Origin of the sequence: Pseudooceanicola marinus (assembly GCF_020177265.1) — a bacterium.
In the GTDB taxonomy this organism is placed as follows: Bacteria; Pseudomonadota; Alphaproteobacteria; order Rhodobacterales; family Rhodobacteraceae; genus Pseudooceanicola; species Pseudooceanicola marinus_A.
Genome location: NZ_JAIVMC010000004.1, coordinates 144,648 through 165,711 on the forward strand (window position 1 = coordinate 144,648; position 21,064 = coordinate 165,711).

Sequence of the window (21,064 nt, forward strand, 5' to 3'; positions counted from 1 at the left end):
GCAGTGTAGGGCGGCAAGACCCCGGAGACCCAATGCCCCGCCCCCACGCCCGTACCCCGCGCCGATCGCGCCTTCGCTCAGCCCTGCTTGGCCTTCTGGCGCCCATCCTGGTCAGTGGCCCGATGCTGGCGCAGCCCGACGATTCGGCGCTGCAGCGTCTGGATACCGGCGACGCGGGGCGCGGCTGGGAAGCCGTGGGGCGGCTCGATATCGGCGGCAAGGGATTCTGCACCGGGGCTCTGGTGGCGCCCGACCTGGTGCTGACGGCGGCGCATTGCCTCTACGAACGCGGCAGCGGCGCGCGCATCGACCCCGGCCAGATCGAGTTCCTGGCGGGCATGCGCAACGGCCGCGCCAGCGCCTATCGGCAGGTGCGTCGCGCGGTCACCCATCCCGACTACGTCTACCAGGCCGCCGTCTCCGCCGACCGGGTGCGCAACGACCTGGCCCTGTTGGAGCTGTACCAGCCCATTCGCAACACCACCGTCATCCCCTTCCAGACCGACATGCGACCCGCCGCCGGGGACAAGGTGGGCATCGTCTCCTACGCCCATGACCGGGCCGAGGCGCCGTCGTTGCAGGAAATCTGCGGCGTGATCGCGCGTCAGGGCGGGGTTCTGGTCACGTCGTGCAACGTCGACTACGGCAGCTCCGGCGCGCCGATCTTCTCCTTTGCCAGCGGCGTGCCCCGCATCGTCTCGGTGGTTTCGGCCAAGGCTGAGGTCGACGGCGGGCCAGTGGCCCTGGGGACCGAGCTGGAAACCCCGCTGTCGGTGCTGAAGGCCGAACTGGCCGCCGGCCAGGGCTACGGGCTGGAGCCCGCGCCGCGGGCCAATCGTGTCACCGTCGGCGGCGGGCGCGAGGATATCGGTGCGAAATTCATCCGCCCCGGCGACTGAGGCGGACCCTCGCCCACCCTCTTGAAATCGCGAAAACGCCTTCCCAGATCAGGGATACGGGACGCCAGACGGGTCCCGAAAGACCGGCTCGTCCCCGTGGGAGGGCCACCAGACATAGTTATCGCTTCGAGAAGGATGACAGACATGCGTAACTTCGATCTTGCGCCGCTTTACCGTGCCACCGTTGGCTTCGATCAACTGGCCGACATGATGGATCGCGTGCTGACCAATGACGGCGCCCAATCCACCTATCCCCCCTACAACATTGAAAAAACCGCCGATGATGCCTACCGCATCTCGATCGCCGTCGCCGGCTTTGCCGAAGACGAGCTGACGGTCGAGGTGAAGGACCGCGCGCTGGTCGTCTCTGCCCGCAAGGCGGAGGAAAACGACAGCCGCACCTACCTGCATCGCGGCATCGCCACCCGCGCCTTCGAACGCCGCTTCCAGCTGGCGGACCATGTCCAGGTGACAGGGGCCACCCATACCGATGGTATGCTCCACATCGACCTGGTGCGCGAAGTGCCCGAAGCACTGAAGCCGCGCCGGATCGAGATCGCCCGTGGCAATACCGTGAACCACCGCGCGATCGCCGCACAGGACGCCTGATACCCTCGGGCCCTGTAGTTCCGGGAATGAGAGCGCCTGGGACTTACCTCAGTCGGGCGCGGCCTCCATCCGGGGGTCGCGCCTTCTGTGTTTGCGATGTCAGCCCAAAACCACTTCGCCCGACGGCCCGGTGAGGCGGGCGGTGAGGGCGGGGGTATCCGAGACCGCCCAGCGGACCCGCTCATCCTGCAGGATCGGCGCCAGCAGGGTCTCGGCCTGGGCGGCGCGGGGGTGCGACAGCTCCAGCGCGGTCAGGGTGAACGCGCCACCGGGCATGGCGCGCGGCGGGATCGCCGCCTCGTCACATTCCCAGTCGAGGAAGGACGGAAAGACGCCCCCGAAGGGCAGGTGGCCGTCTTCGGGCACGGTGATCTTCCAGCGCAGATCGCCGCGTTGCTGCGCCAGTGCAGGGCCACAGGTCAGGGGCAGGGCGTCACGCCGGGCCACCAACCCCGGCACCCGCACCAACCAGTGCGCTAGGCGCGGGCTGTCCGGCGGGTTGTCCAGCCCGAACCAGCGCGCGTGTCCCGGGTCCGGGGCCTCCGGATCCGGGGCGATCACCTCCAGGAAACTGGCCTCGCCCAGGCGCATGACCCGGTTGTGGGTGCCCATCAGGGGATGCTTGCCGCCCGCCGGCGGCAGGGCCACGCCCAGCCTCTCCTCGGTCCAGGCGAGGCCCGCCTCCAGCGTGCTGGCGGCGACCACGATATGATCCAGACGGCTGTCTGCCTGCATGTCTTCCTCCCTAGGGCATGACCGCCGGTTCCGGGCGCTCCGCCCCTCTCTCCATTTGTTGGCCGGACATATCCCGGGGGGAATTGAGCCCATGAGGGCTCAAGGGGAGCAGAGCCCCCGCCCCCTCGCGATCACTGCAAATCGGCGAAGGCGGCCTGCATCCGTGCCACGGCCTCTTCCACCCGCGCGCGCGGCGTGGCCAGGTTGAACCGTTGGAAGTCGTCGCCGCCCAGACCGAAGACCGCGCCGTAGTTCACCGCGATCTTCGCCTCTTCCAGGATCCGCCGCTTCACCTCTGCCGGGTCCATGCCGGTGCCGGAGAAATCGACCCAGGCCAGGTAGGTGCCTTCCAGGCGCATTGATTTCAGCCCCGGGATCGCCTCGATGCCGGCATCGAAGACCTTCCGGTTGCCATCGAGGTAGTCGCACAGCGCATCGACCCACTCGGCCCCTTCGGGCGAATAGGCGGCGGTGGCCATGTGCAGCGCGAAGGAGTTGGGAGAGATGCCCAGGGCGCCCATCACCTTCTCGAACCGCCGGCGCAGGGCGGCGTCGTGGATGATGACATTGCCCACGTGCCCGCCGGCCAGGTTGAAGGTCTTGGTGGTGGCCGTCATCATCACCAGACGGTCGGCGATCTCGGGGCAGGCCACGGCCATGGGGATATGCTTTTGCCCGGGCATCACCAGGTCATGGTGGATCTCGTCCGACACGACGATCAGGTCGTGGCGCTGCGCGAAGGCCGCCATGCCCTCCAGCTCCGCCTGGGTCCAGACGCGGCCGCCGGGGTTATGCGGCGAACAGAGCAGCAGCATTTTCTCGTTGCCGGTCATCTGCGCGTCGTAGGCATCGAAGTCGAGCGTGTAGTGCCCTTCGTCCAGCACCATCGGGCATTCCACCACCTTGCGGTCGGCGGCATTAATCACCCGGGCGAAGGCATGGTAGATCGGCGTGAACATCACGATCCCGTCGCCCGGCTCGGTAAAGGCCTGAAGGCAGAGGCCGGTGCCGTTGACCAGCCCATGGGTGGAGAAGATGGCGACCGGGTCCACCTCCCAGCCGTGGCGGTTCTGCATCCACCAGACGATCGCGTTCTTGTAGGCGGTGTCATCCCCGAAATAGCCGAAGACGCCCTGGTCGACGAAATCGCGCAGCGCCTGGGTGACGCAGGCCGGCGGACGGAAATCCATGTCGGCCACCCACATCGGGATGCCCTCGTCCGGGGACAGGCCGTAGTAGGTTTCCAGGTTGTCCCATTTCGCGGAATGGGTGCCGCGGCGGTCGATGATCTCGTCGAAATCGGGGGTCGTCATGCGGGGCTCCTTTGCGTCGAAGCCGACGCTAGCGTCTCGGGTCCTCGGTGCAAGGCGATTCCGGCAGGATGGTGGACCGTCCCTGTGCAGTGGCGCGAAGCCGGGCGGCTGTCGCATCGGCAGGGCTTGCCCGAGGCGGGCCAGGCCGCTACCGGGGAAGGAACGGCCCGCAGGCGCGGGCACCCGACAGACAGCAGAGGATCCACCATGACAGCCCCCAGCATCGAGACCCTTGTCGAGACGATCCGCGCCCGGGCGGGCGACGCCCCGGTGGAAATGGCGATGATCCTCGGCTCGGGCCTGGGCCCGCTGGCCGATGAGGTCGAGGGCACGCATATCCCCTATACCGACCTGCCGGGCTTTCCCCATTCCGGCGTCTCCGGCCATTCCGCCGAGCTGGTCATCGGCACCCTGCACGGCATGCGCGTCGCGGTGATGAGCGGGCGGGAGCACTACTACGAGAACGGTCGTTCGGACGCGATGCGCCTGCCGCTGGAGGTGATGAAAGAACTGGGCGCCAAGGCGCTGCTGGTGACCAACGCCTGCGGCAGCTTCCGCGGTGACATTCCGCCGGGCGACCTGATGATCATCGCCGATCACATCAACTACTCGGGTCTGAACCCGCTGATCGGCGAGCCCACCGATGCGCGTTTCGTCAACATGACCGATGCCTACGATCCCGCCATCCGCGCCGCCATCGAGGAGGCGGCCCAGGCCCAGGGCATCGATATCAAGTCGGGCGTCTATTCCTGGTATTCCGGTCCCTCCTTCGAAACGCCGGCCGAGATCCGCATGCTGAAGATGCTGGGCGCCGATACCGTCGGCATGTCCACCGTTCCCGAGGTCATCCTGGGCCGCTTCCTGGGCCTGCGCTGTGCCGCCGTCAGCGTGGTGACCAACATGGCCGCGGGCCTGTCGGACGAGAATATCAGCCACGAGCACACCAAGAACAGCGCCCCCATTGGCGCGGCCAAGCTGAAGGGCATCATCGCCCGGCTGCTGCCCGGGCTGACCGGGACGCTCTGACGCTGCGGAAGGGGCTCTCGGGGGCGTGCCTTGCCATTTGACATGAAGCATGGTGAGGCTAGCTGATACCTGATTTTTCCGCCCCGGGACGCCCGTCCATGGCCCATGCCAAAGCTTCCGCCGATCCGCTTGCCGATCTCATCGCCTGTCCGCGATGCGACGCGGTTCAGCACGTGGTGGAGCCGCAGCCGGGGCAGCGCGCGCTGTGCGGGCGCTGCGATCACGTGTTGATCGCGCCCCGCAAGAGCGCGGGCAAGCAGATCATCGCGGTGGCGGTTTCGGTGCTGATCCTGGCGGTGTCGGCGACCTCGCTGCCCTTCCTGCGGATCAGCCGGGCCGGGCTGGCCAATGCCTCCTCGATCCTCGACGCGGCGCTGGCCTTTTCCTCCTCGACGCTCTTCACCTTGCTGTCCCTTCTGCTGGCCGGGCTGATCGTCTTCATCCCGGCGCTGCGGGCGCTGCTGTCGATCTACGTGCTGTGGCCGCTGGTGCGCGACCGCGCCCCCTGGCCCGGCGCCATCGGCGCCTTCCGCCTGTCCGAGGCACTGCGCCCCTGGTCCATGGCCGAGGTCTTCGCCATCGGCTGTGCCGTGGCGCTGATCAAGGTCAGCGACCTGGCGCGGGTGGAATTCGGCCCCGCCTTCTGGATCTTCGCCTTCCTGGTCATCCTGGTGCCGGTGCAGGACGGGCTGACCTGCCGCCAGTCGGTCTGGCGCAGCCTTGACCGCAGCCTGGTGCACCCCGGCCGCAAGGAACGCCGCGCGGCCCGCGATGCCGCCCGCGCTGGCACCCCTGACCTGCCGACGGGGCGCACCCCATGAAGTCGGCACGCGAAATGGGCCTGGTGGCCTGCACCCGCTGCAACCGCGTCTGGGAACCGGGGATCGCCCATTGCGGGCGCTGCGGCCACAAGCTGCAAAGCCGCAATCCCCTCGGGCTTCAGAAGGTCTGGGCGTGGTGGGTGCTGGGGCTGATCTGCTACATCCCCGCCAACCTCGATCCGATGCTGATCACCCGCACCCTGGTCAGCCGCCAGGACAACACGATCATCGGCGGCGCGCTGGAACTGGGGCGCCATGGCAGCTGGGGGATCGCGCTGGTGATCCTCGCGGCCTCGGTGGCGATCCCGGTGGCCAAGTTCTCGGTCATCGCGGCCCTGGCCCTCGGCGTGCGCCACGGTAGCCGCATGTCGGCCGAACGGCGCCAGCACCTGCATGAGATCGTGGAATACATCGGACGCTGGTCGATGATCGATGTCTTCGTCGTCGCCATCCTCAGTTCGCTGGTGCAACTGGGCGCGGTGGTGGCGATCCGCCCGGGCCAGGCCAGTCTCTACTTCGCGCTGTCGGTGATCTTCACCATGTTCTCGGCCATGGCTTTTGACAGCCGCCTGATCTGGGATGCGGAGGAGGGCGAGGTGCCGGACCTGGCGCCCTTGCCCGCCCCCTCCCCGAAAGACCCCAAAGAGGAGCCCGCCGGATGAGCGAGACCCCCGACGTTCATGTCACCTCCACCCGCCGGTCCGTCATCCAGCGGCTGTCGGTGATCTGGCTGCTGCCGGTGATCGCCCTGGCAATCGCCCTGGGCGTGGCCTGGCAGAGCTATGCCGAACGTGGCCCGCTGATCGAGGTCACCTTCGGCAATGCCGAGGGCGTGGCCGCCGGAGAGACCGAGCTGCGCTATCGCGACGTGGCCGTCGGCGTGGTGGAAAAGGTGGGCTTCAGCGAGGGCCTCAGCCGGGTGCAGGTTTTCATCCGCGTGGATCGCGACGTGGCCGAATACGTGGATGACGAGGCCGCCTTCTGGATCGTGCGCCCCCAGGTCACCGCGCGGGGGGTGACGGGCCTCGGCACCGTGCTGTCGGGCGTCTACATCGAAGGGCTTTGGGACAGCGAAGCCCAGGGCGGCCAGGAAAGCTTCGAGGGGCTGGACCGCGCGCCGCTGAACCGCGAGGGTCGCGAGGGGCTGCGCATCCGCCTGCGTGCCTCCGCCGATGGCGATCTGACCAGCGACGTGCCGATCGAGTTCCGCGGCATCGAGGTCGGCCACCTGGGCCAGGCGCAGGTCAGCGAGGATGGATCGACCGTCGAGGCCGACGCGATCATCTTTTCCCCCCATGACCGGCTCATCAGCTCCGCCACGCGGTTCTGGGATACCTCCGGGTTCAACTTCTCGCTGGGCCCGAACGGCGCCAGCCTCGACTTCTCCTCCGTCGCCTCGCTGCTGGCGGGGGGCGTGACCTTCAACACCGTCGTCTCGGGCGGGGAGCCTGTGGATGAGGGCACCCTCTTCACCGTCTATCCCAGCGAGGGCACGGCCCGAGCCAGCGCCTTCGGCGAGCAGGACGGAGAGCGAATGGTCTTCAACGCCATCTTCGAGGAGAACGTGGCGGGCCTGTCGGTGGATGCCCCCGTGACCTACGGCGGGCTGCGGATCGGCCGCGTGGATGCGGTCAGCGGCATCGTCGATCCGGACCGCTTCGGTGACAACCGGGTGCGGCTGGCCGTCACCCTGCAGATCCGTCCGCAGCGCCTGGGGCTGGAGGCCTCCGGCGTGGCGATAGACCCCCTGCAGTTCTTCGAGGATCGCGTCCGCGAGGACGGGCTGCGCGCGCGGCTGGCCACCGCCTCGATCCTGACCGGCGGGCTGAAGGTGGAGCTGGCCGAGATCGATGATGCCGCACCCGCCGAGGTCGTGGTGGACGAGGACGGTTCGATCACCTTCCCCACCACCGAGGGCGCGATTTCCGACGTCTCCGCCACCGCCGAGGGCGTGATGGAGCGGATCAACAACCTCAAGATCGAGGAGCTGATCGACAGTGCCATCCATACGCTGGACAACATCGGCAATCTGGCCGGCAATGAAGAGCTGAACGCGGTGCCGGGTGACGTGCGTGATCTGCTGGGCAACGCCCGTAGCCTGGTCGGGTCGGACGCGGTGCAGGCGCTGCCCGAACAGATCGGCGGCATCGCCGATCAGGTCGAGGAACTGGTGGCGGCGCTGAACGCCCAGGCCGCGGCGGAGAAACTGGCGGCTGCGCTCGACGGTGTGTCCTCGGCCGCCGACAGTGTCAGCGGTGCCGTTGCCGGCGTGCCCGACGTGGTGGCCCGTATCGACGCCATTGCCGCCAATGCCGAACAGGTCCCGCTGGACGAGCTGGCCGCGACGCTGGACCGGCTGATGCAAAGCGCCGATGCGGTGCTCTCGACCGAAGGCGCCCGGGACCTGCCCGCGCATCTGAACGAGGCCCTGGACGAGCTGCGCGCCACCCTGGCCGAGCTGCGCGAGGGCGGCGTGGTGGCCAACCTGAACGAGACCCTGGCCTCGGCCCGCGATGCCGCCGGGTCGATCGAGGTGGCCGCGGATGACCTGCCGCGGCTGATCGAACAGGCGCGCGGGGTCCTGTCGCGCGCCGCCACCGTGCTGTCGGGCTATGACGCCGACGCCGGCGTGGGCCGCGACCTGCGCGGCACCCTGCGGGAGCTGGACCGCGCCGCCCAGGCGATCAGCGCCCTGGCGCGCGAGCTGGAACGCAACCCCAATTCCATTCTCTTCGGGAGATGACCATGCGCCACCTGATCCTTGCCACCTCCGCCGCCCTGGCCCTCGCCAGCTGCGCCGCCGATGAACGGTTCTACACCGTGCCCGACGTGGCCCCCGAGACGCTGGCCCCGGTCAGCATCCGCTACAGCTCCGTCGAGGTGCTGGAGGTGTCGCTGCCCGACTATGCCGAGCGTCAGCAGATCGCGCGGCGCCAGGCCGATGGCGCGGTGGCCGCCGAGACCGATGTGCTCTGGGCCGATCTGCCATCGCGCGGGATGAGCCTGGAACTGGCGCGGCATCTGGGCCGGATCACCGGCGTGCAGGTGGCGGGCGAGCCCTGGCCCTTCAACGACCGGGCTCAGGCGCGACTGGAGGTCCGGGTGGAGCAGATGCTGGCCGAGGCCGATGGCACCTTCCGCCTGTCAGGGCAGTATTTCGTGGCGCCTGACCTGGGCGGGCGTGGCCGGACGGGGCTGTTCGACATCACCGTCCCGGTGGCCGGGCCGGGCCCGTCGGAGATCGCGGCGGCCCGGGCGCAGGCGGTGGCGGAACTGGCGGGCCAGGTGGCGCGCGACGGCCTGCGCTGAGAGGGGCAGGGGACCAGCCCAACTCTGGTTTGCAGTGCCCCCGACGCGAGCGCCCGGTGAGGCATCGCGTCTTTTTCGAAGGACTGTGCAGATAGCTGAAGGGGCGGGGGGCGCTGCCCCCCTTGAGCCCGTGCCGGGCTCACTTCCCCCCGGAGTATTTTCGACGACGTGAAGACAGGGGCGGGGTGCCTGGTGTCCTGTCCGCTGCGACGGGTGGCGGATGCGCCACGCGCGGCGATCAGGGTGGGGCGCGCGGATCCTGCCGCGCGCGCCCGGGGCTGTGTCAGCGCAGGCGGGACAGCAGGGCGACCGAGGGGTGGCCGTCCGGCGTGGCGCCGATGGAGCGCTGGTAGGCGCGAATCGCGGCGGTGGAGCGCGAGCCGAGGATGCCGTCGACGCCCCCGGTGTCATAGCCGCGCCGGGTCAGCAGGCGCTGCAGTTCCACCCGCTCGGACCGTTTCAGCATCCGTTCCCCCTGCGGCCAGGGGCGAGTGATGTCACCCGCGCCGGCGATCCGGTCGCCGAGGATGCCCACGGCCAGGGCGTAGGTGTCGGCGTTGTTGTAGCGCTTGATCACATCGAAGTTGTGGAACACCAGGAAGGCTGGCCCGCGGGCGCCGGCCAGCAGCAGCAGCCGGGCATTGCCGTAGTCGCGCAGCTGGCCGCGCGCGGGGCGCACGCCCAGGCGGGCCCAGGCGGAGGGCATCCGTTCCGGCGCGTTGGCCTGGGTGTAGTCGAAATTGGCGGGCAGGGTCACCTCGACCCCCCAGGGCTGACCGCGCCGCCAGCCGTGTTTCGCCAGGTAGTTGGCCGAGGAGGCCAGCGAATCCGACGGATCGTCCGACCAGATGTCGCGCCGCCCGTCACCGGTGTGGTCCACCGCGTAGCCGAGGTAGGAGGTGGGCATGAACTGCGTATGGCCCGAGGCCCCGGCCCAGGAGCCCAGCATGTTCTCCGGCTGGCTGTCGCCGTGCTGCACGACTTTCAGCAGCGCGATCAGCTGCGCCTCGTAGAAGGAGCCGCGGCGGCCCTCATAGGCCAGCGTCGCCATGGAGGAGATCAGCGGCGTCTTGCCCCGGTAGGAGCCATAGGCCGTCTCCAGCCCCCAGATCGCGGTGATGTACTGCCCTGGCACGCCGTAGCTGCTTTCGATGCTCGAAAGAAGCCGCGTGTTGCGGGAATACTCGCGCCGGCCATTGCGCACGCGGCTGTCGGAGACGGCGCCATCCATGTAGTCGCCGATCGACTTGGTGAACTCGGACTGGTTGCGGTCCTTGGCGATCACCTCGGGCATGAAGCGGGCGTTGCGGAAGGCGCGGTCGAAGGTGGCACCGGTGATGCCTTCGGCCATGGCGCGACGGCGGAAGCCGCGCAGCCAGGCGGTGAAACCGGGGTCGGCGGCGACGGGCGTCGCCTGCGGCGTGGCGGAGCGGCTGCCCGAGCTGGCCAGCGCCGAGGGCCGCAGGCGCGGGCGCAGCGAGCTGGCCGAGGCCAGGATCACGCTGGCGCGCGGCGTCGTCTGTGCCTGGGACGCGGGGGCGGTGGTCGGGGCCGCAGCTGGGGTCGCCCGGTCGATGACCTGCGCCAGCGAGGCGGCGGTGACCGACCCGGCTATGACCACGGGCCTGGCCTGCGGGCGCAGGGAGGTCTGGGGGGCATCGGCCACCGCGGCGCCGCTCATCGGCGGGGCGAGGGTGGCCGCGAAGGCGGCAAGGGCAAAGGCCTTGGCGGGAACGCGCATGGCTGAAAATCCGACTGCTCTGACGTTATTATTAACCCCAGTGTAACCGGAAAAATGCCGTGCCGAAAGCATGGGCTGACGCGAAAGCGGGACCGGCGGGCGGGCGCCGTGCGCACCGCCCGGGGCCGACGGTCAGCCGTTGCGCTTGCGGGTCAGCTTGCGCTTGGTCTTGTCGGTCTTGGCCTTGGCGCGGATCAGCTTGCGCTTGGGGTTGCCCTTGGGCTTCCCCTTCCCCTTGCCGAAGCTCTTGCGCGGGCCGCCGCGCCCCGGGCGCCCGCCACGGGGGCCGGGGGTGACGGCCTCGCCCTCCAGCTCGATCAGCTCCAGTTCCAGCCCGCCAGTGACGGGGGCGGCTTCGGCCAGCTTCACCTTCACCCGCATGCCCGGTTCCACCAGCATCCCCGATTGCGAGCCCATCAGGGTCATCGCTTCGCGGTCGAAGTGGAAGAATTCCTGCCCGAGGGAGCGGATGGGGATCAGCCCGTCGGCGCCGGTCTCATCCAGCCGCACGAAGGCACCGAAGCGGGCCACGCCCGAGACGCGGCCCTCGAACTCCTGCCCGATGCGTTCGGACAGGTAGGCGGCCAGGTAGCGATCCGTCGTGTCGCGTTCCGCCATCATCGAGCGGCGCTCGGTCTCCGAGATATGGGTGGCGGTCTGCTCCAGGTTCTCGATGTCCTGGGCGGTCAGCCCGTCCTTGCCCCAGTGGTGGGCGTTGACCAGCGCGCGGTGCACCACGAGGTCGGAATAGCGCCGGATGGGCGAGGTGAAATGGGCGTAGTTCTGCAACGCCAGGCCGAAGTGGCCGAAGTTCACCGGCGCGTAATAGGCCTGCATCATGGACCGCAGGGTGGCCATGTTGATCAGTTCGGCCTGATCCGTGCCCGCCGCCTGGTCCAGCAGCCGGTTGATATGCGCGGTCTTCAGGACCTGTCCCTTGGCCAGGCCGAAGCCGGCGGCATCCGCCGTCTCGCGCAGGGCGTTCAGCTTCTCGGGGCTGGGTTCCTCGTGCACGCGGAACAGCAGCGGCGAGTTCTTGGCGATCAGCGTCTCGGCGGCGGCCACGTTGGCCAGCACCATGAATTCCTCGATCAGCTTGTGCGCGTCCAGCCGGTCGCGGAAGTTGACCGACAGCACCTCGCCCTCGTCCGACAGCACGATCTTGCGCTCCGGCAGGTCGAGGTTCAGCGGCTGGCGTGCCTCGCGCGCGGCCTTCAGCGCGGCGTAGGCCTCGTAGAGCGGCTTGATCACCGTCTCCAGCAGCGGCGCGGTCTTGTCGTTCGGCGCCCCGTCCATGGCGGCCTGCACGTCCTCGTAGGCCAGCGAGGCGGCGGAGCGCATCAGGGCGCGGTGGAAGGTGTGGCGCAGCTTCTTGCCATGCCGGTCCAGCACCATGCGCACGGCGATACAGGCGCGCGGCACGCCTTCGTGCAGCGAACAAAGGTCGCCTGACAGCCGGTCGGGCAGCATCGGCACGACGCGGTCGGGGAAATAGCTGGAGTTGCCGCGCCGCTTCGCCTCGCGGTCCAGGGCGGAGCCGGGGGTGACGTAGTGGGCCACGTCGGCGATGGCGACCCACAGGATATGGCCGCCGGGGTTCTTCGGATCGTCGTCCGCCTCGGCATAGCAGGCGTCGTCGTGGTCGCGGGCATCGCTGGGGTCGATGGTGACCAGGGGCAGCTCGCGCAGGTCCTCGCGGCCCGACAGGCCGGCGGGCTTCTTGGCGTCGGCCTCGGCGATCACCTCGTCAGGGAAGGCATCGGGGATGCCGTGCTGGTGGATGGCGATCAGCGAGACGGCGCGCGGGGCCGTGGGATCACCCAGGCGGGCGACGATGCGCGCCTTGGGCAGGCCCATGCGCGCCTTCGGCCCGGCCTGTTCGCCCTCGACCAGCTCGCCGTCCTTGGCGCCATGGGTGGCGCCGGCGGGCACCATCCATTCCTTGTCGTTGCCCTTGTCGATCGGCACGATCCGCCCGCCTTCGGATCCCATGCGGAAGACGCCCAGGATGCGGGTCGGGTTGGTGCCGATCTTGCGGATCAGCCGCGCCTCGTAGGCATTCTCGCCCTCGATCGGGGTCAGCCGGCCCAGGATGCGGTCGCCGGCGCCAAGCGCGGGGTCCGAGGCGCGCAGGATCAGGTGGACGGCCGGTTCCACCCCTTCGCCATGCCATTCCAGCGGCCGCGCAGTCAGGTCGCCATCGGCATCGGGCGCATTGACCAGCAGCACCGAGACGGGCGGCAGCCGGTCCGGGTCACGGTAGGTCTTCTTGCGCTTTTCCAGCACGCCTTCGTCCTCAAGCTCCTTCAGGATGCGCTTGAGGTCGATCCGGGCGGCGCCCTTGATGCCGAAGGCCTTGGCGATGTCGCGTTTGGCCGTGAGGGTGGGGTTGGCAGCGATCCAGTCGAGGATCTCTTGCTTCGTCGGTAGCTGGGACATGGGCCAGCCCTAGCACGCGGCGCGGGCGGGGTCATCGGGAAAAGGGGCAGGGCAGGACGCTTGACCTTTCCCCGCCGGCGGCCTTTGCTGTCGGGCGTTTCCCCTGCCCGGAAGGCCCCCGCCCATGCTGCCCGACCTTGCCGTCCTGCCCGACCTCGTGGCGGTGCTCGTCACCCTGGCGGCCGCCGGGATGATCGCCTTCGTCAAGGGCGCCTTCGGCGGCGGCTTCGCCCTGATCGGTATCCCGCTGATGTCGCTGGCGATGGACCCGCTGACGGCGGGCGTGGTGCTGGCCCCGCTCTTCCTGACGATGGATCTCTTCGGGCTGCGCTACTGGTCCCCCTCAACCTGGAGCCGGCAGGACGCCAGCTGGCTGGTGCCCGGGGTGCTGGCGGGCACCCTTCTGGGCACGGTCCTGCTGGGGGTGCTGCCGGAACCGGCGGTGGCGATCCTGGTGGGGGGCATCGCGCTGATCTTCACCGGGCTGTGGCTGCGCGGGGGCCGCAGGACAGGGCACCGGGGCTTCAGCGCGCCGGGGGCGCTGTTGTCGGGGCTGGGCTGCGGCACCACCTCGATGGTGGCCCATGCGGGCGGCCCGCCGCTGGCCATGTACCTGCTGCCGCGCGACCTGCCGACGCGGCTCTACGCCGGTACGACCTCCATCGTCTTCACCGCGGCCAACCTGTTCAAGCTGGTGCCCTGGATGCTGGTGGCGCCGCCCGGCGCGTCCGAACTGATCCTGATGGCCGCCGCCGTGCCGGTGATCCCGCTGGCGCTATGGCTGGGCCACCGGCTGCATGGCCGGATGGACGCTCGCCGCCTCTACGCGATCTGCTACGCCCTGGTGGCGCTGGCGGCGGTGAAGCTGCTCTGGGACGGCATCACCGGCCTGGGTTAAGCGAGACTTTCATCCAGCAGCCGGGTCAGGCCATAGACGCCGGCCATGGCGGGCACCGGCATCTCCAGCTTGCTGGCCAGCTCCACCAGCGCCCCCAGGATCGGGTCGATCTCCAGCCGCCGCCCGGCCTCGACATCCTGCAACATCGAGGTGCGGATCGGGCCCAGCTTGCGCGTCGTGGCGATGCGTTCGTCCATGTCGTCGAAGCCCGGCAGCCCGATGCGCGCGCCCAGATCGGCCATCTCGCGCATCATCTGCAGGGTCAGGGCGCGCACGCCCGGATCGGCCAGCATGGCGGCGGTATCGGCGCGCGACAGGGCCGACAGCGGGTTCATGTTGGAATTGCCCCAGAGCTTTGCCCAGACCTCGCGCCGGACCTCGCCGGTCTCCTCCGCCGGGATGCCGCCCTTGCGGAAGACCTCGGCCAGCGCGGTGATGCGCGCGACGGGACCGCCCGGCGTGATCTGACCCAGCAGCAGCTTGTTGGCTTTCACCAGCTCCACTTGCCCCGGCGCGGGCGTGCGCGAGGCGGCATGCACCACGTTGCCGACGATCCGCTCCGCCGGAATGGCCCGGGCCAGCGCCCCGCCGGGATCCACGGCGTCCAGCACCATCCCCTCGGCCGGGCCGCCGAAATCCTGCAGGAACCAGAAGGGCAGGCCGTTCACCGCCGGCATCACCAGCGTCTCCGGCCCCATGGCGGCCTCGATGGCGGGCAGCAGACCGGGCAGCGCATGGGCTTTCACCCCCAGCACCAGCAGATCGGCCCCCGCCAGATTCGCCGGGTCATCGGTGGCCGTCACCGCGATCCGCTCCGGCCCCGCGCCCTCGTCCAGCATCAGCCCCTCGGCCCGCAGCGCGGCCAGCGTCGCACCCCGCGCCAGTACCACCGCCTCGGCGCCGCCGCGCAACAGCCCCGCCGTCAGCCATCCGCCGATAGCCCCGCATCCGATCACCGCAACTTTCATGCTCTCACTCCCCTCGGGCCATCCGGCTCCGTCTTTCCTTCATACGCAGGCTGAAAATACTCCGGGGGAGTCGCCCGGCGGGCGACGGGGGCAGCGCCCCCTTCACCCCTCCAGCCGCAGCTCCATCTCCCGATGCGGCACACCGCCGTCATCATACTCCGGGCCGCAGGCCACGAACCCCAGGCCCTCGTAGAACCCCATGGCCCGCACCTGGGCGCCCAGCACGATACGATTGTGCCCGCGCGCCGCCAGCCGTTCGATACCCGCGCGCACCAGCGCCGCGCCCAGGCCGGTGCCGCGCTGCGCCTTCACCACGCAGATCCGTCCGATCCGCCCCGCACCGTCCTCTTCCAGCAGCCGCGCGGTGCCGACAGACGCGCCGTCCAGCGTCGCCAGCAAATGTTCGGCGCCTGCGTCCAGGTCGTCCCATTCCTCCTCTGCCGTGAACCCCTGCTCGGCCATGAAGACCTCTTCGCGCAGGGCGAAACAGGGGGCGGGGTCGGTGACGGGGGCGATTTGCAGCATCAGGCGAAATAGTCCTTTAGCACCCGCGCATAGACTGCCTTCAGCTGCGGGATCTGCTCCACCGGCACGTTCTCGTCCACCTGGTGCATGGTCTCACCCACCAGGCCAAACTCGACCACCGGGCAGAGATCCTTGACGAAACGCGCATCCGAGGTGCCGCCCGTGGTCGACAGCTCCGGGGTCACGCCGGTCTCGGCCTCCACGGCCCCGGCCACCAGCGCCGACAGCTCGCCCGGGGGCGTCAGGAAGGCCTCGCCGGAGATCTTGATGCGCGGCTCGATCACGATGTCGAACTGGCGCGACACGTCCTGCGCCTCGCGGCGCAGCCATTGGCTCAGGCTTTCGCCGGTGTGGATGTCGTTGAAGCGGATGTTGACGGCGGCGCGGCACTGGGCGGGGATGACGTTGGTGGCGTCATTGCCGGTGTCGAACTGCACCACGGCCAGGGTCGAGGGGTCGAAATGGTCGGTCCCCTGGTCAAGCTCTTGGCTGGCCAGCCGGTCGATCAGCCGCGCCATGGCGGGCAGGGGGTTCTTCGCGCGGTGCGGATAGGCGGAATGGCCCTGCTTGCCGGTCGCCGTGAACCAGGCGGTCATCGACCCGCGGCGACCGATCTTGATCATCTCGCCCATGGTGGTGGGGCAGGTCGGTTCACCAACCAGGCAATGGGTCATGCTCTCGCCGTTGGCCTCCATCCAGTCCAGCAGGGCGATGGTGCCATCGGTCGAGTCGCCTTCCTCGTCGCCGGTGATCGCCAGCACCACCGCGCCGTCCTCGGGCGGGGTCCGGGTGACGAAGTCGATGGCGGCGGTGGCGAAACAGGCCACCCCGGATTTCATGTCGGTGGCGCCGCGCCCGTACATGCGGCCGTCGCGGATCTCGGCGCCGAAGGGATCGGCGGTCCAGGCGGCGGCGTCGCCCACGGGCACCACGTCGGTGTGACCGTTGAAGCCGAAGGTGCGGGCGGCCCCCTTCTCGCCCCAGCGGGCGAAGAGGTTGGCGATGCCGTTGCGGTCGGCCCGGAAACAGGTGAAGCCCGCGGCCTCCAGCCGCTCCTGCAGCAGGACCAGCGCCCCGCCCTCTTCCGGCGTGACGGAGGGGCAGCGGATCAGCTCGGCGGTCAGGGCAACGGGATCGGTGGGCGCGGAGGCGTCGGCGGGCATGGGGAACTCCTTTTCTGGCCGAATGGCTAGCCGGTTTCGCGCCTGTTGCAAAGGGCGGGGCCGTGCCGGAGCGCCGGGCGCGGGGCCGGGACGGCCTCCGGAGAGGCGTGAGGCGGCCCGAAACCGGAGCGACGGGCCATATCTGCCCGGTGAAATGCAGTTTGCCACCATATGATCTTTACCTGAGAGCCAAGGAATGCGATTTTACCTGCAAGAGCGCGCAGAGAGACGCGCCGGGCGAGGCGCCATGACAGGGCAGACGATCTTTCTTTCCAGCACGGCGCGGGGATCTGCGCGGCGGTCCGTACTTCGGGTCGTGCTTCGCGCCATGTCGGCGCGCGGGCGGGGCTAGGCCATGGGCTGGGTCGCCGTTTCCTGCCCCGGCGTGGGGGCCATCGCGGCCAGCGGGCCGGACACGCCGGCCGGTCGGGGCACTGGCACGTTGCTGCGCAGCGCCGGCCCGGCCGAGCTGATGGGTCAGGGCTCGATCCTGCTGGAGGCGCAGATCACCGCGACCCGCGTGCTGAATCCGCTTCTCGACATCACCTTCCGCCACCCCGTCGCCGGGCGGCTGACCCTCAGCCAGGTGCCTGGCGGGGCGTTGAGCCTCGTGCTCGAACGGGGCAGCAAGGTGCGCCAGTGCAGCCTGACGCTGGACAGTGGCGAGCGGCCCGAACGGATCCGCGCCATGCTGTCCTGGGAAAGCCGGTCCGGCGTGGCGCGGCTGGTGGTGGAGCGGCCCGAACGGGACGTGGCGCCGCTGGCCACGGGTTTTGCCGATCCCGTCGCACTGCCTTTCCAGGCGCTGACCGAGGCGGCGCTTTACCCCGAGCTGGAGATGCTGGGCGCGGGCGTCGATTTCCTGGCCGTGTCGGACGGGATCGAACCGATCGGGCCGATGCCGGGGTTGCAGGGCGACACGCTGATCGACACGCCCGAGGGGCGCCGTGCGGTGCGCGAGCTGCGCCGCGGCGACCTGGTGCTGATCGAGGGCGAGGGCGCCGTGCCCGTGCTGGCCGCGGTGCGCCGCACCCTGCCGGCGCGCGGGCTGTTCCGCCCGGTGCAGCTGTTTGCCCCGCATTTCGGCCTGACCCGTGACGTGGTCGTGGCCGCGGGCCAGCGCCTGGTGACCGGGGGGGAGGAGGTGCGCTATCTTTTCCACAGCGAAAGCGTGCTGGTCGCCGCGCAGCATCTGGTGACGGACCAGACCGGCGCCTGGGCCGAGACCGGGCCGCTGGTCACGATGCACCAGCTGCTGCTGCCGGATCAGCAGGTGCTGGGAGTCTGCGGGGCCCAGATGGAAAGCCTGCACGTGGGGCGTCTGCGCCGGTCGGCCGCCCTGGTCGAGGCCAGCCTGCTGGCGGGCTACCAACGCTCACGCCTGCCGCACCAGCCAGGCCATGCGCGGCCCGTCCTGCGCGACTACGAGGCGAAGATCCTGGCCAACCACCGCGCGGCCTGAGCGGCGCGGGCGGTCGTTCTGTTGAAACCGTGGGAATTTGCGGCGCGCCATGGGGGCGCGCGCCTCAGTTCGGGCGGTCCGCGCTGCCCTGTTCATCGCCGAAGAAGGGCGTCATCTGGGCGACGATGACGGAGTTTTCCTCCGCCGCGCGGGCCATCAGATCGCGCTCTTCCTGCTCGACCTCGTGACCCATCTCGATGCGGTCGTCCAGCGTGCCGTAGCCGGTCACGTCCAGCGGCGCCAGGTCGGCCTGTTTCAGGATCGCCACGGTCTCGCGCACCGCCTCGGCCTCGTCCACGCCGGAGGCATAGCACATCAGCGCCGCACCGGTGCTGCCCTCGGGCAACCCGTCGCCGTCATGGCGGCCGACCTCGACCAGCAGGGTGTAGACCTGTTGCCGTTTCGGGGCCTTCTTGTCCTTGCCGTCCTTGGCCATCTCGCGCTCCTCGCTGATGCGCAGGGCCGTGCCAGAAAGGGCGCGCCGAGTAAAGGGGGGCTTTCGCTACTCGCGCCCGCAGCGGCCGGGCGCTAGGGTCGGGGCATACGTGATGGTATCGGGAAGGGCGCGGGCATGGCCAAGGACATCGTGATCCTGCTGGACGGGACGTCGAACGAGATCGGGCGCAAGCGTACGAATGTCCTGCGCCTTTACGGGTGCCTCAAAAGCGACGAGGCGCAGCTGGTCTACTACGACCCCGGCGTCGGGACGCTGGAGGCCCAGAACGCCTGGTCCCGGCTGCGGCGGCGGAGCCTTGAGATCTGGGGCATGGCCACCGGCAGCGGCATGGATCGCAACGTGAAGGAGGCCTATCGTTTTCTCTGCGCCAACTACGAGCACGGAGAGGGCGGCGAGGACGCGGACCGGATCTGGCTGATGGGATTCTCGCGGGGCGCCTACACGGCGCGGGTGCTGGCCGGGTTCCTGCATGCCTTCGGCGTGCTGCGGCCCGAACAGATGAACCTGCTGGATTATGCCTATCGCGCTTACAAGGGCATCGGAGAGGGCGCCGGGGCGAGGGAAGACGCGGATGCCGAGGCAGCCTTCGCCGAGATCCGCCTGCATGAGCGTGCCTTGCGCCCGCAGAAGGTGGCTGTGGCCGGTCTGGCCCTGATGGACACCGTGGCCAGCGTGATCGAATGGGGGCGGCGCGGCATCCGGCTGAAGCACCACGCCTATACGGCCAACAACCCGTCCGTCCGATTCCTGCGTCATGCGGTGGCCATCGACGAGCGCCGCTCAATGTATCGGGCCGCGCTGTGGGGGCCGGATCGCGAGGTGCGCAAACCCTTTGCCAAACCCGGCAGCGGAGAGCCGCAGGATGCCAAGGAGGTCTGGTTCGCCGGTGTCCATGGCGACGTCGGCGGCGGCTACGAGGAGGCGCGTAGCCAACTGGGCAAGATCCCCCTGGCCTGGCTCATCGAGGAAACGCAGGCCGCGGGGCTGCGCTACAAGACCCGCAGCGTGAACCGCCTGGTCCTTGGGACGACCGAGGGGGACAAATACGTCGCACCGGACCCGACCGCCGATCAGAACGTCTCGCTAACCTGGGGCTGGTGGCCGCTGGAGCTCTGGCCTTCCCTCGATCGCGAGGCGCCGGGGCGCCGCTTCCTCGGGCTGACCTGGCCCCTTGGAGCCTATCGGCACATACCGGAGAGCGCGACGATCCACCCCAGTGTCGCGACGCGCCTGCAGGCTCGGCCCGACTATCGGCCCCCGAACCTGGCGGGCCACCTGCCGCAGCTTGCGGACGAAGACGACCCCAACACAAACGCATGAAGGGCGGAGTAGCCCCGCCCTTCATGCGTCTTGCAGTCTCTTGTCCGGCTCAGGCCCGGCGCAGGCCACGCACGATGGCGATCAGCAGGCAGGCGCCCAGCACGGCCACGATCATCTGGCCTATGATGCCGTAAAGCGTGGCGCCGACGATGGCGGTCAGAAGGAAATTGCCCACCACGGCGCCGATGATGCCCATCACGATGTTCATCAAAAGCCCCATGCTGGAGTTCATGATCTTCTCCGCGATCCAGCCCGCCAGGGCGCCGAGGATGATTGCCAGAAACCAGCCGATGCCGACCATGTGTTCTCTCCTGTCCGTGTCTGCGCCCGCGTGGGGCCTGTTTTCATGACAACGTGAAACCCGGCGCTGCGGTTCCCTGTGTCCAGTCCCTTCGGCGCTTCCCTTTGGCCCGCGCGGGCGCGGCCATGAAAAAGGCCCGCCTCCCCGGGGGAGGCGGGCCGATCCGTGGCGCCGCGTCAGCGGGCGAGGCGCGATCAGTCGCGCAGCAGCTCGTTCACGCCGGTCTTGGAACGGGTGCGTTCATCCACGCGCTTCACGATGACCGCGCAGTAGAGGTTCACGCCGTTCTTCGACGGCATGGTGCCCGCGACGACGACGGAATAGGGCGGCACTTCGCCGTAGAAGACCTCGCCGGTTTCGCGGTCGACGATCTTGGTGGACTGTCCGAGGTAGACACCCATGCCCAGCACCGAGCCTTCGCGCACGATCACGCCTTCGGCCACTTCGGAGCGTGCCCCGATGAAGCAGTTGTCCTCGATGATGACGGGACCCGCCTGCAGCGGTTCCAGCACGCCGCCGATGCCTGCGCCGCCGGAGATGTGGCAGTTCTTGCCGATCTGCGCGCAGGAGCCGACGGTGGCCCAGGTGTCGACCATGGTGCCGCTGTCGACATAGGCGCCCAGGTTCACGAAGGACGGCATCAGCACGGTGCCCGGCGCGATGAAGGCGGATTTGCGCACGACGCAGTTGGGCACGGCGCGGAAGCCCGCGTCCTTCCATTCCTTCTCGCCCCAGCCGAAGAACTTGCTGTCGACCTTGTCCCACCAGGTGGAGCCCTGCGGGCCGCCGGCGTGGGGTTCCATGTCCTTGATGCGGAAGCCCAGCAGGACGGCCTTCTTGGCCCACTGGTTGACGTGCCAGTTGCCGTCTTCGCCCTTCTCGGCGACGCGCAGCTTGCCGCTGTCCAGCGCGTTCAGCGTGGCTTCGATCGCCTCGCGGGTCTCGCCTTCGGTGGCGGGGGTGATCTGGTCGCGCGCCTCCCAGGCGGCTTCGATGGCAGCTTCGAGCTGGGCGTTGGACATGGTCTTCCTCCGGGAACGTCAGGCGATGAATTCGGTCCAGCGCGGTATAAGCGCTT

Annotated in this window: 19 protein-coding genes and 2 pseudogenes; 11 read left to right on the plus strand and 10 right to left on the minus strand. The window is 69.4% G+C overall.

Features of this window, described 5'->3' with window-relative positions; genetic code table 11:
- The first annotated feature begins 32 nt into the window (after window positions 1-32).
- Window positions 33-899 (plus strand): trypsin-like serine peptidase, encoded by an 867-nt coding sequence (locus LC066_RS07740; protein WP_412103232.1) that lies wholly within the window; start codon window positions 33-35, stop codon window positions 897-899.
- 144 nt (window positions 900-1,043) lie between these two features.
- Window positions 1,044-1,508, plus strand: coding sequence for an Hsp20 family protein (locus LC066_RS07745; RefSeq protein WP_085889154.1), 465 nt, complete (start codon window positions 1,044-1,046; stop codon window positions 1,506-1,508).
- A gap of 99 nt (window positions 1,509-1,607) precedes the next feature.
- Here LC066_RS07745 and LC066_RS07750 read toward each other — a convergent pair whose 3' ends face one another.
- Window positions 1,608-2,243 (minus strand): VOC family protein, encoded by a 636-nt coding sequence (locus LC066_RS07750; protein WP_224897736.1) that lies wholly within the window; start codon window positions 2,241-2,243, stop codon window positions 1,608-1,610.
- 131 nt (window positions 2,244-2,374) lie between these two features.
- Complete coding sequence (locus LC066_RS07755) at window positions 2,375-3,556, minus strand: MalY/PatB family protein (RefSeq protein ID WP_224897738.1); 1,182 nt, start codon at window positions 3,554-3,556, stop codon at window positions 2,375-2,377.
- A gap of 207 nt (window positions 3,557-3,763) precedes the next feature.
- Between LC066_RS07755 and LC066_RS07760 the strand changes: the two genes are divergently transcribed.
- The 6 genes and pseudogenes from LC066_RS07760 to LC066_RS07780 all read left to right on the plus strand — a co-directional run bounded on the left by LC066_RS07760 (window position 3,764) and on the right by LC066_RS07780 (window position 8,712).
- The gene (locus LC066_RS07760) at window positions 3,764-4,582 is read left to right on the plus strand and encodes a purine-nucleoside phosphorylase (protein ID WP_224897740.1); all 819 of its coding nucleotides are present in this window, start codon (window positions 3,764-3,766) and stop codon (window positions 4,580-4,582) included.
- Between the two features lie 98 nt (window positions 4,583-4,680).
- Window positions 4,681-5,403: a paraquat-inducible protein A gene (locus LC066_RS07765; protein WP_224897742.1), complete on the plus strand. Its 723-nt coding sequence runs from the start codon at window positions 4,681-4,683 to the stop codon at window positions 5,401-5,403.
- The gene (locus tag LC066_RS07770) at window positions 5,400-6,065 is read left to right on the plus strand and encodes a paraquat-inducible protein A (RefSeq protein ID WP_222477333.1); all 666 of its coding nucleotides are present in this window, start codon (window positions 5,400-5,402) and stop codon (window positions 6,063-6,065) included. The genes LC066_RS07765 and LC066_RS07770 overlap by 4 nt, the downstream gene beginning before the upstream one ends.
- Window positions 6,062-6,445, plus strand: a pseudogene (locus LC066_RS21570) (MlaD family protein); the annotation flags it as partial. The gene LC066_RS07770 and the pseudogene LC066_RS21570, both read left to right, overlap by 4 nt.
- Window positions 6,446-6,973: 528 nt before the next feature.
- A pseudogene (locus tag LC066_RS21575) lies at window positions 6,974-8,146 on the plus strand (paraquat-inducible protein B); the annotation flags it as partial.
- Window positions 8,147-8,148: 2 nt separating this feature from the next.
- Window positions 8,149-8,712, plus strand: a complete 564-nt coding sequence (locus LC066_RS07780) for a membrane integrity-associated transporter subunit PqiC (RefSeq protein ID WP_222477335.1) — start codon at window positions 8,149-8,151, stop codon at window positions 8,710-8,712.
- A 283-nt stretch (window positions 8,713-8,995) separates the two neighbouring features.
- Here the strand turns inward: LC066_RS07780 and LC066_RS07785 are convergent, their stop codons facing one another.
- The gene (locus LC066_RS07785; protein WP_224897746.1) at window positions 8,996-10,453 is read right to left on the minus strand and encodes a lytic murein transglycosylase; all 1,458 of its coding nucleotides are present in this window, start codon (window positions 10,451-10,453) and stop codon (window positions 8,996-8,998) included.
- A gap of 132 nt (window positions 10,454-10,585) precedes the next feature.
- Window positions 10,586-12,892 (minus strand): ribonuclease R, encoded by a 2,307-nt coding sequence (rnr, locus tag LC066_RS07790; protein ID WP_224897748.1) that lies wholly within the window; start codon window positions 12,890-12,892, stop codon window positions 10,586-10,588.
- Window positions 12,893-13,016: 124 nt separating this feature from the next.
- Between rnr and LC066_RS07795 the strand changes: the two genes are divergently transcribed.
- Window positions 13,017-13,790: a sulfite exporter TauE/SafE family protein gene (locus LC066_RS07795; RefSeq protein WP_222477340.1), complete on the plus strand. Its 774-nt coding sequence runs from the start codon at window positions 13,017-13,019 to the stop codon at window positions 13,788-13,790.
- Here the strand turns inward: LC066_RS07795 and LC066_RS07800 are convergent.
- From LC066_RS07800 to dapE, 3 genes are all read right to left on the minus strand, one after another.
- Window positions 13,787-14,758: a 2-dehydropantoate 2-reductase gene (locus LC066_RS07800; RefSeq protein WP_224897750.1), complete on the minus strand. Its 972-nt coding sequence runs from the start codon at window positions 14,756-14,758 to the stop codon at window positions 13,787-13,789. The genes LC066_RS07795 and LC066_RS07800 overlap by 4 nt on opposite strands.
- Before the next feature lie 102 nt (window positions 14,759-14,860).
- The gene (locus tag LC066_RS07805; RefSeq protein ID WP_224897752.1) at window positions 14,861-15,283 is read right to left on the minus strand and encodes a GNAT family N-acetyltransferase; all 423 of its coding nucleotides are present in this window, start codon (window positions 15,281-15,283) and stop codon (window positions 14,861-14,863) included.
- A complete protein-coding gene (gene dapE, locus LC066_RS07810) occupies window positions 15,283-16,446 on the minus strand; it encodes a succinyl-diaminopimelate desuccinylase (protein WP_224897754.1) in 1,164 nt (387 codons plus the stop codon). Before dapE ends, LC066_RS07805 begins: the two co-directional genes overlap by 1 nt.
- A gap of 355 nt (window positions 16,447-16,801) precedes the next feature.
- Between dapE and LC066_RS07815 the strand changes: the two genes are divergently transcribed.
- Window positions 16,802-17,908 (plus strand): Hint domain-containing protein, encoded by a 1,107-nt coding sequence (locus LC066_RS07815; RefSeq protein WP_224897756.1) that lies wholly within the window; start codon window positions 16,802-16,804, stop codon window positions 17,906-17,908.
- Between the two features lie 64 nt (window positions 17,909-17,972).
- Here LC066_RS07815 and LC066_RS07820 read toward each other — a convergent pair whose 3' ends face one another.
- A complete protein-coding gene (locus LC066_RS07820; RefSeq protein WP_085889140.1) occupies window positions 17,973-18,344 on the minus strand; it encodes a hypothetical protein in 372 nt (123 codons plus the stop codon).
- Between the two features lie 135 nt (window positions 18,345-18,479).
- Between LC066_RS07820 and LC066_RS07825 the strand changes: the two genes are divergently transcribed.
- Window positions 18,480-19,685 (plus strand): DUF2235 domain-containing protein, encoded by a 1,206-nt coding sequence (locus LC066_RS07825; RefSeq protein WP_224897758.1) that lies wholly within the window; start codon window positions 18,480-18,482, stop codon window positions 19,683-19,685.
- Window positions 19,686-19,734: 49 nt separating this feature from the next.
- Here LC066_RS07825 and LC066_RS07830 read toward each other — a convergent pair whose 3' ends face one another.
- Together LC066_RS07830 and dapD are read right to left on the minus strand one after the other, a co-directional pair.
- Entirely contained in the window at window positions 19,735-19,986 is a 252-nt protein-coding gene (locus tag LC066_RS07830) for a GlsB/YeaQ/YmgE family stress response membrane protein (RefSeq protein WP_085889138.1), read from the minus strand.
- 194 nt (window positions 19,987-20,180) lie between these two features.
- The gene (gene dapD / locus LC066_RS07835) at window positions 20,181-21,008 is read right to left on the minus strand and encodes a 2,3,4,5-tetrahydropyridine-2,6-dicarboxylate N-succinyltransferase (protein WP_222477347.1); all 828 of its coding nucleotides are present in this window, start codon (window positions 21,006-21,008) and stop codon (window positions 20,181-20,183) included.
- Between the last annotated feature and the right edge of the window lie 56 nt (window positions 21,009-21,064).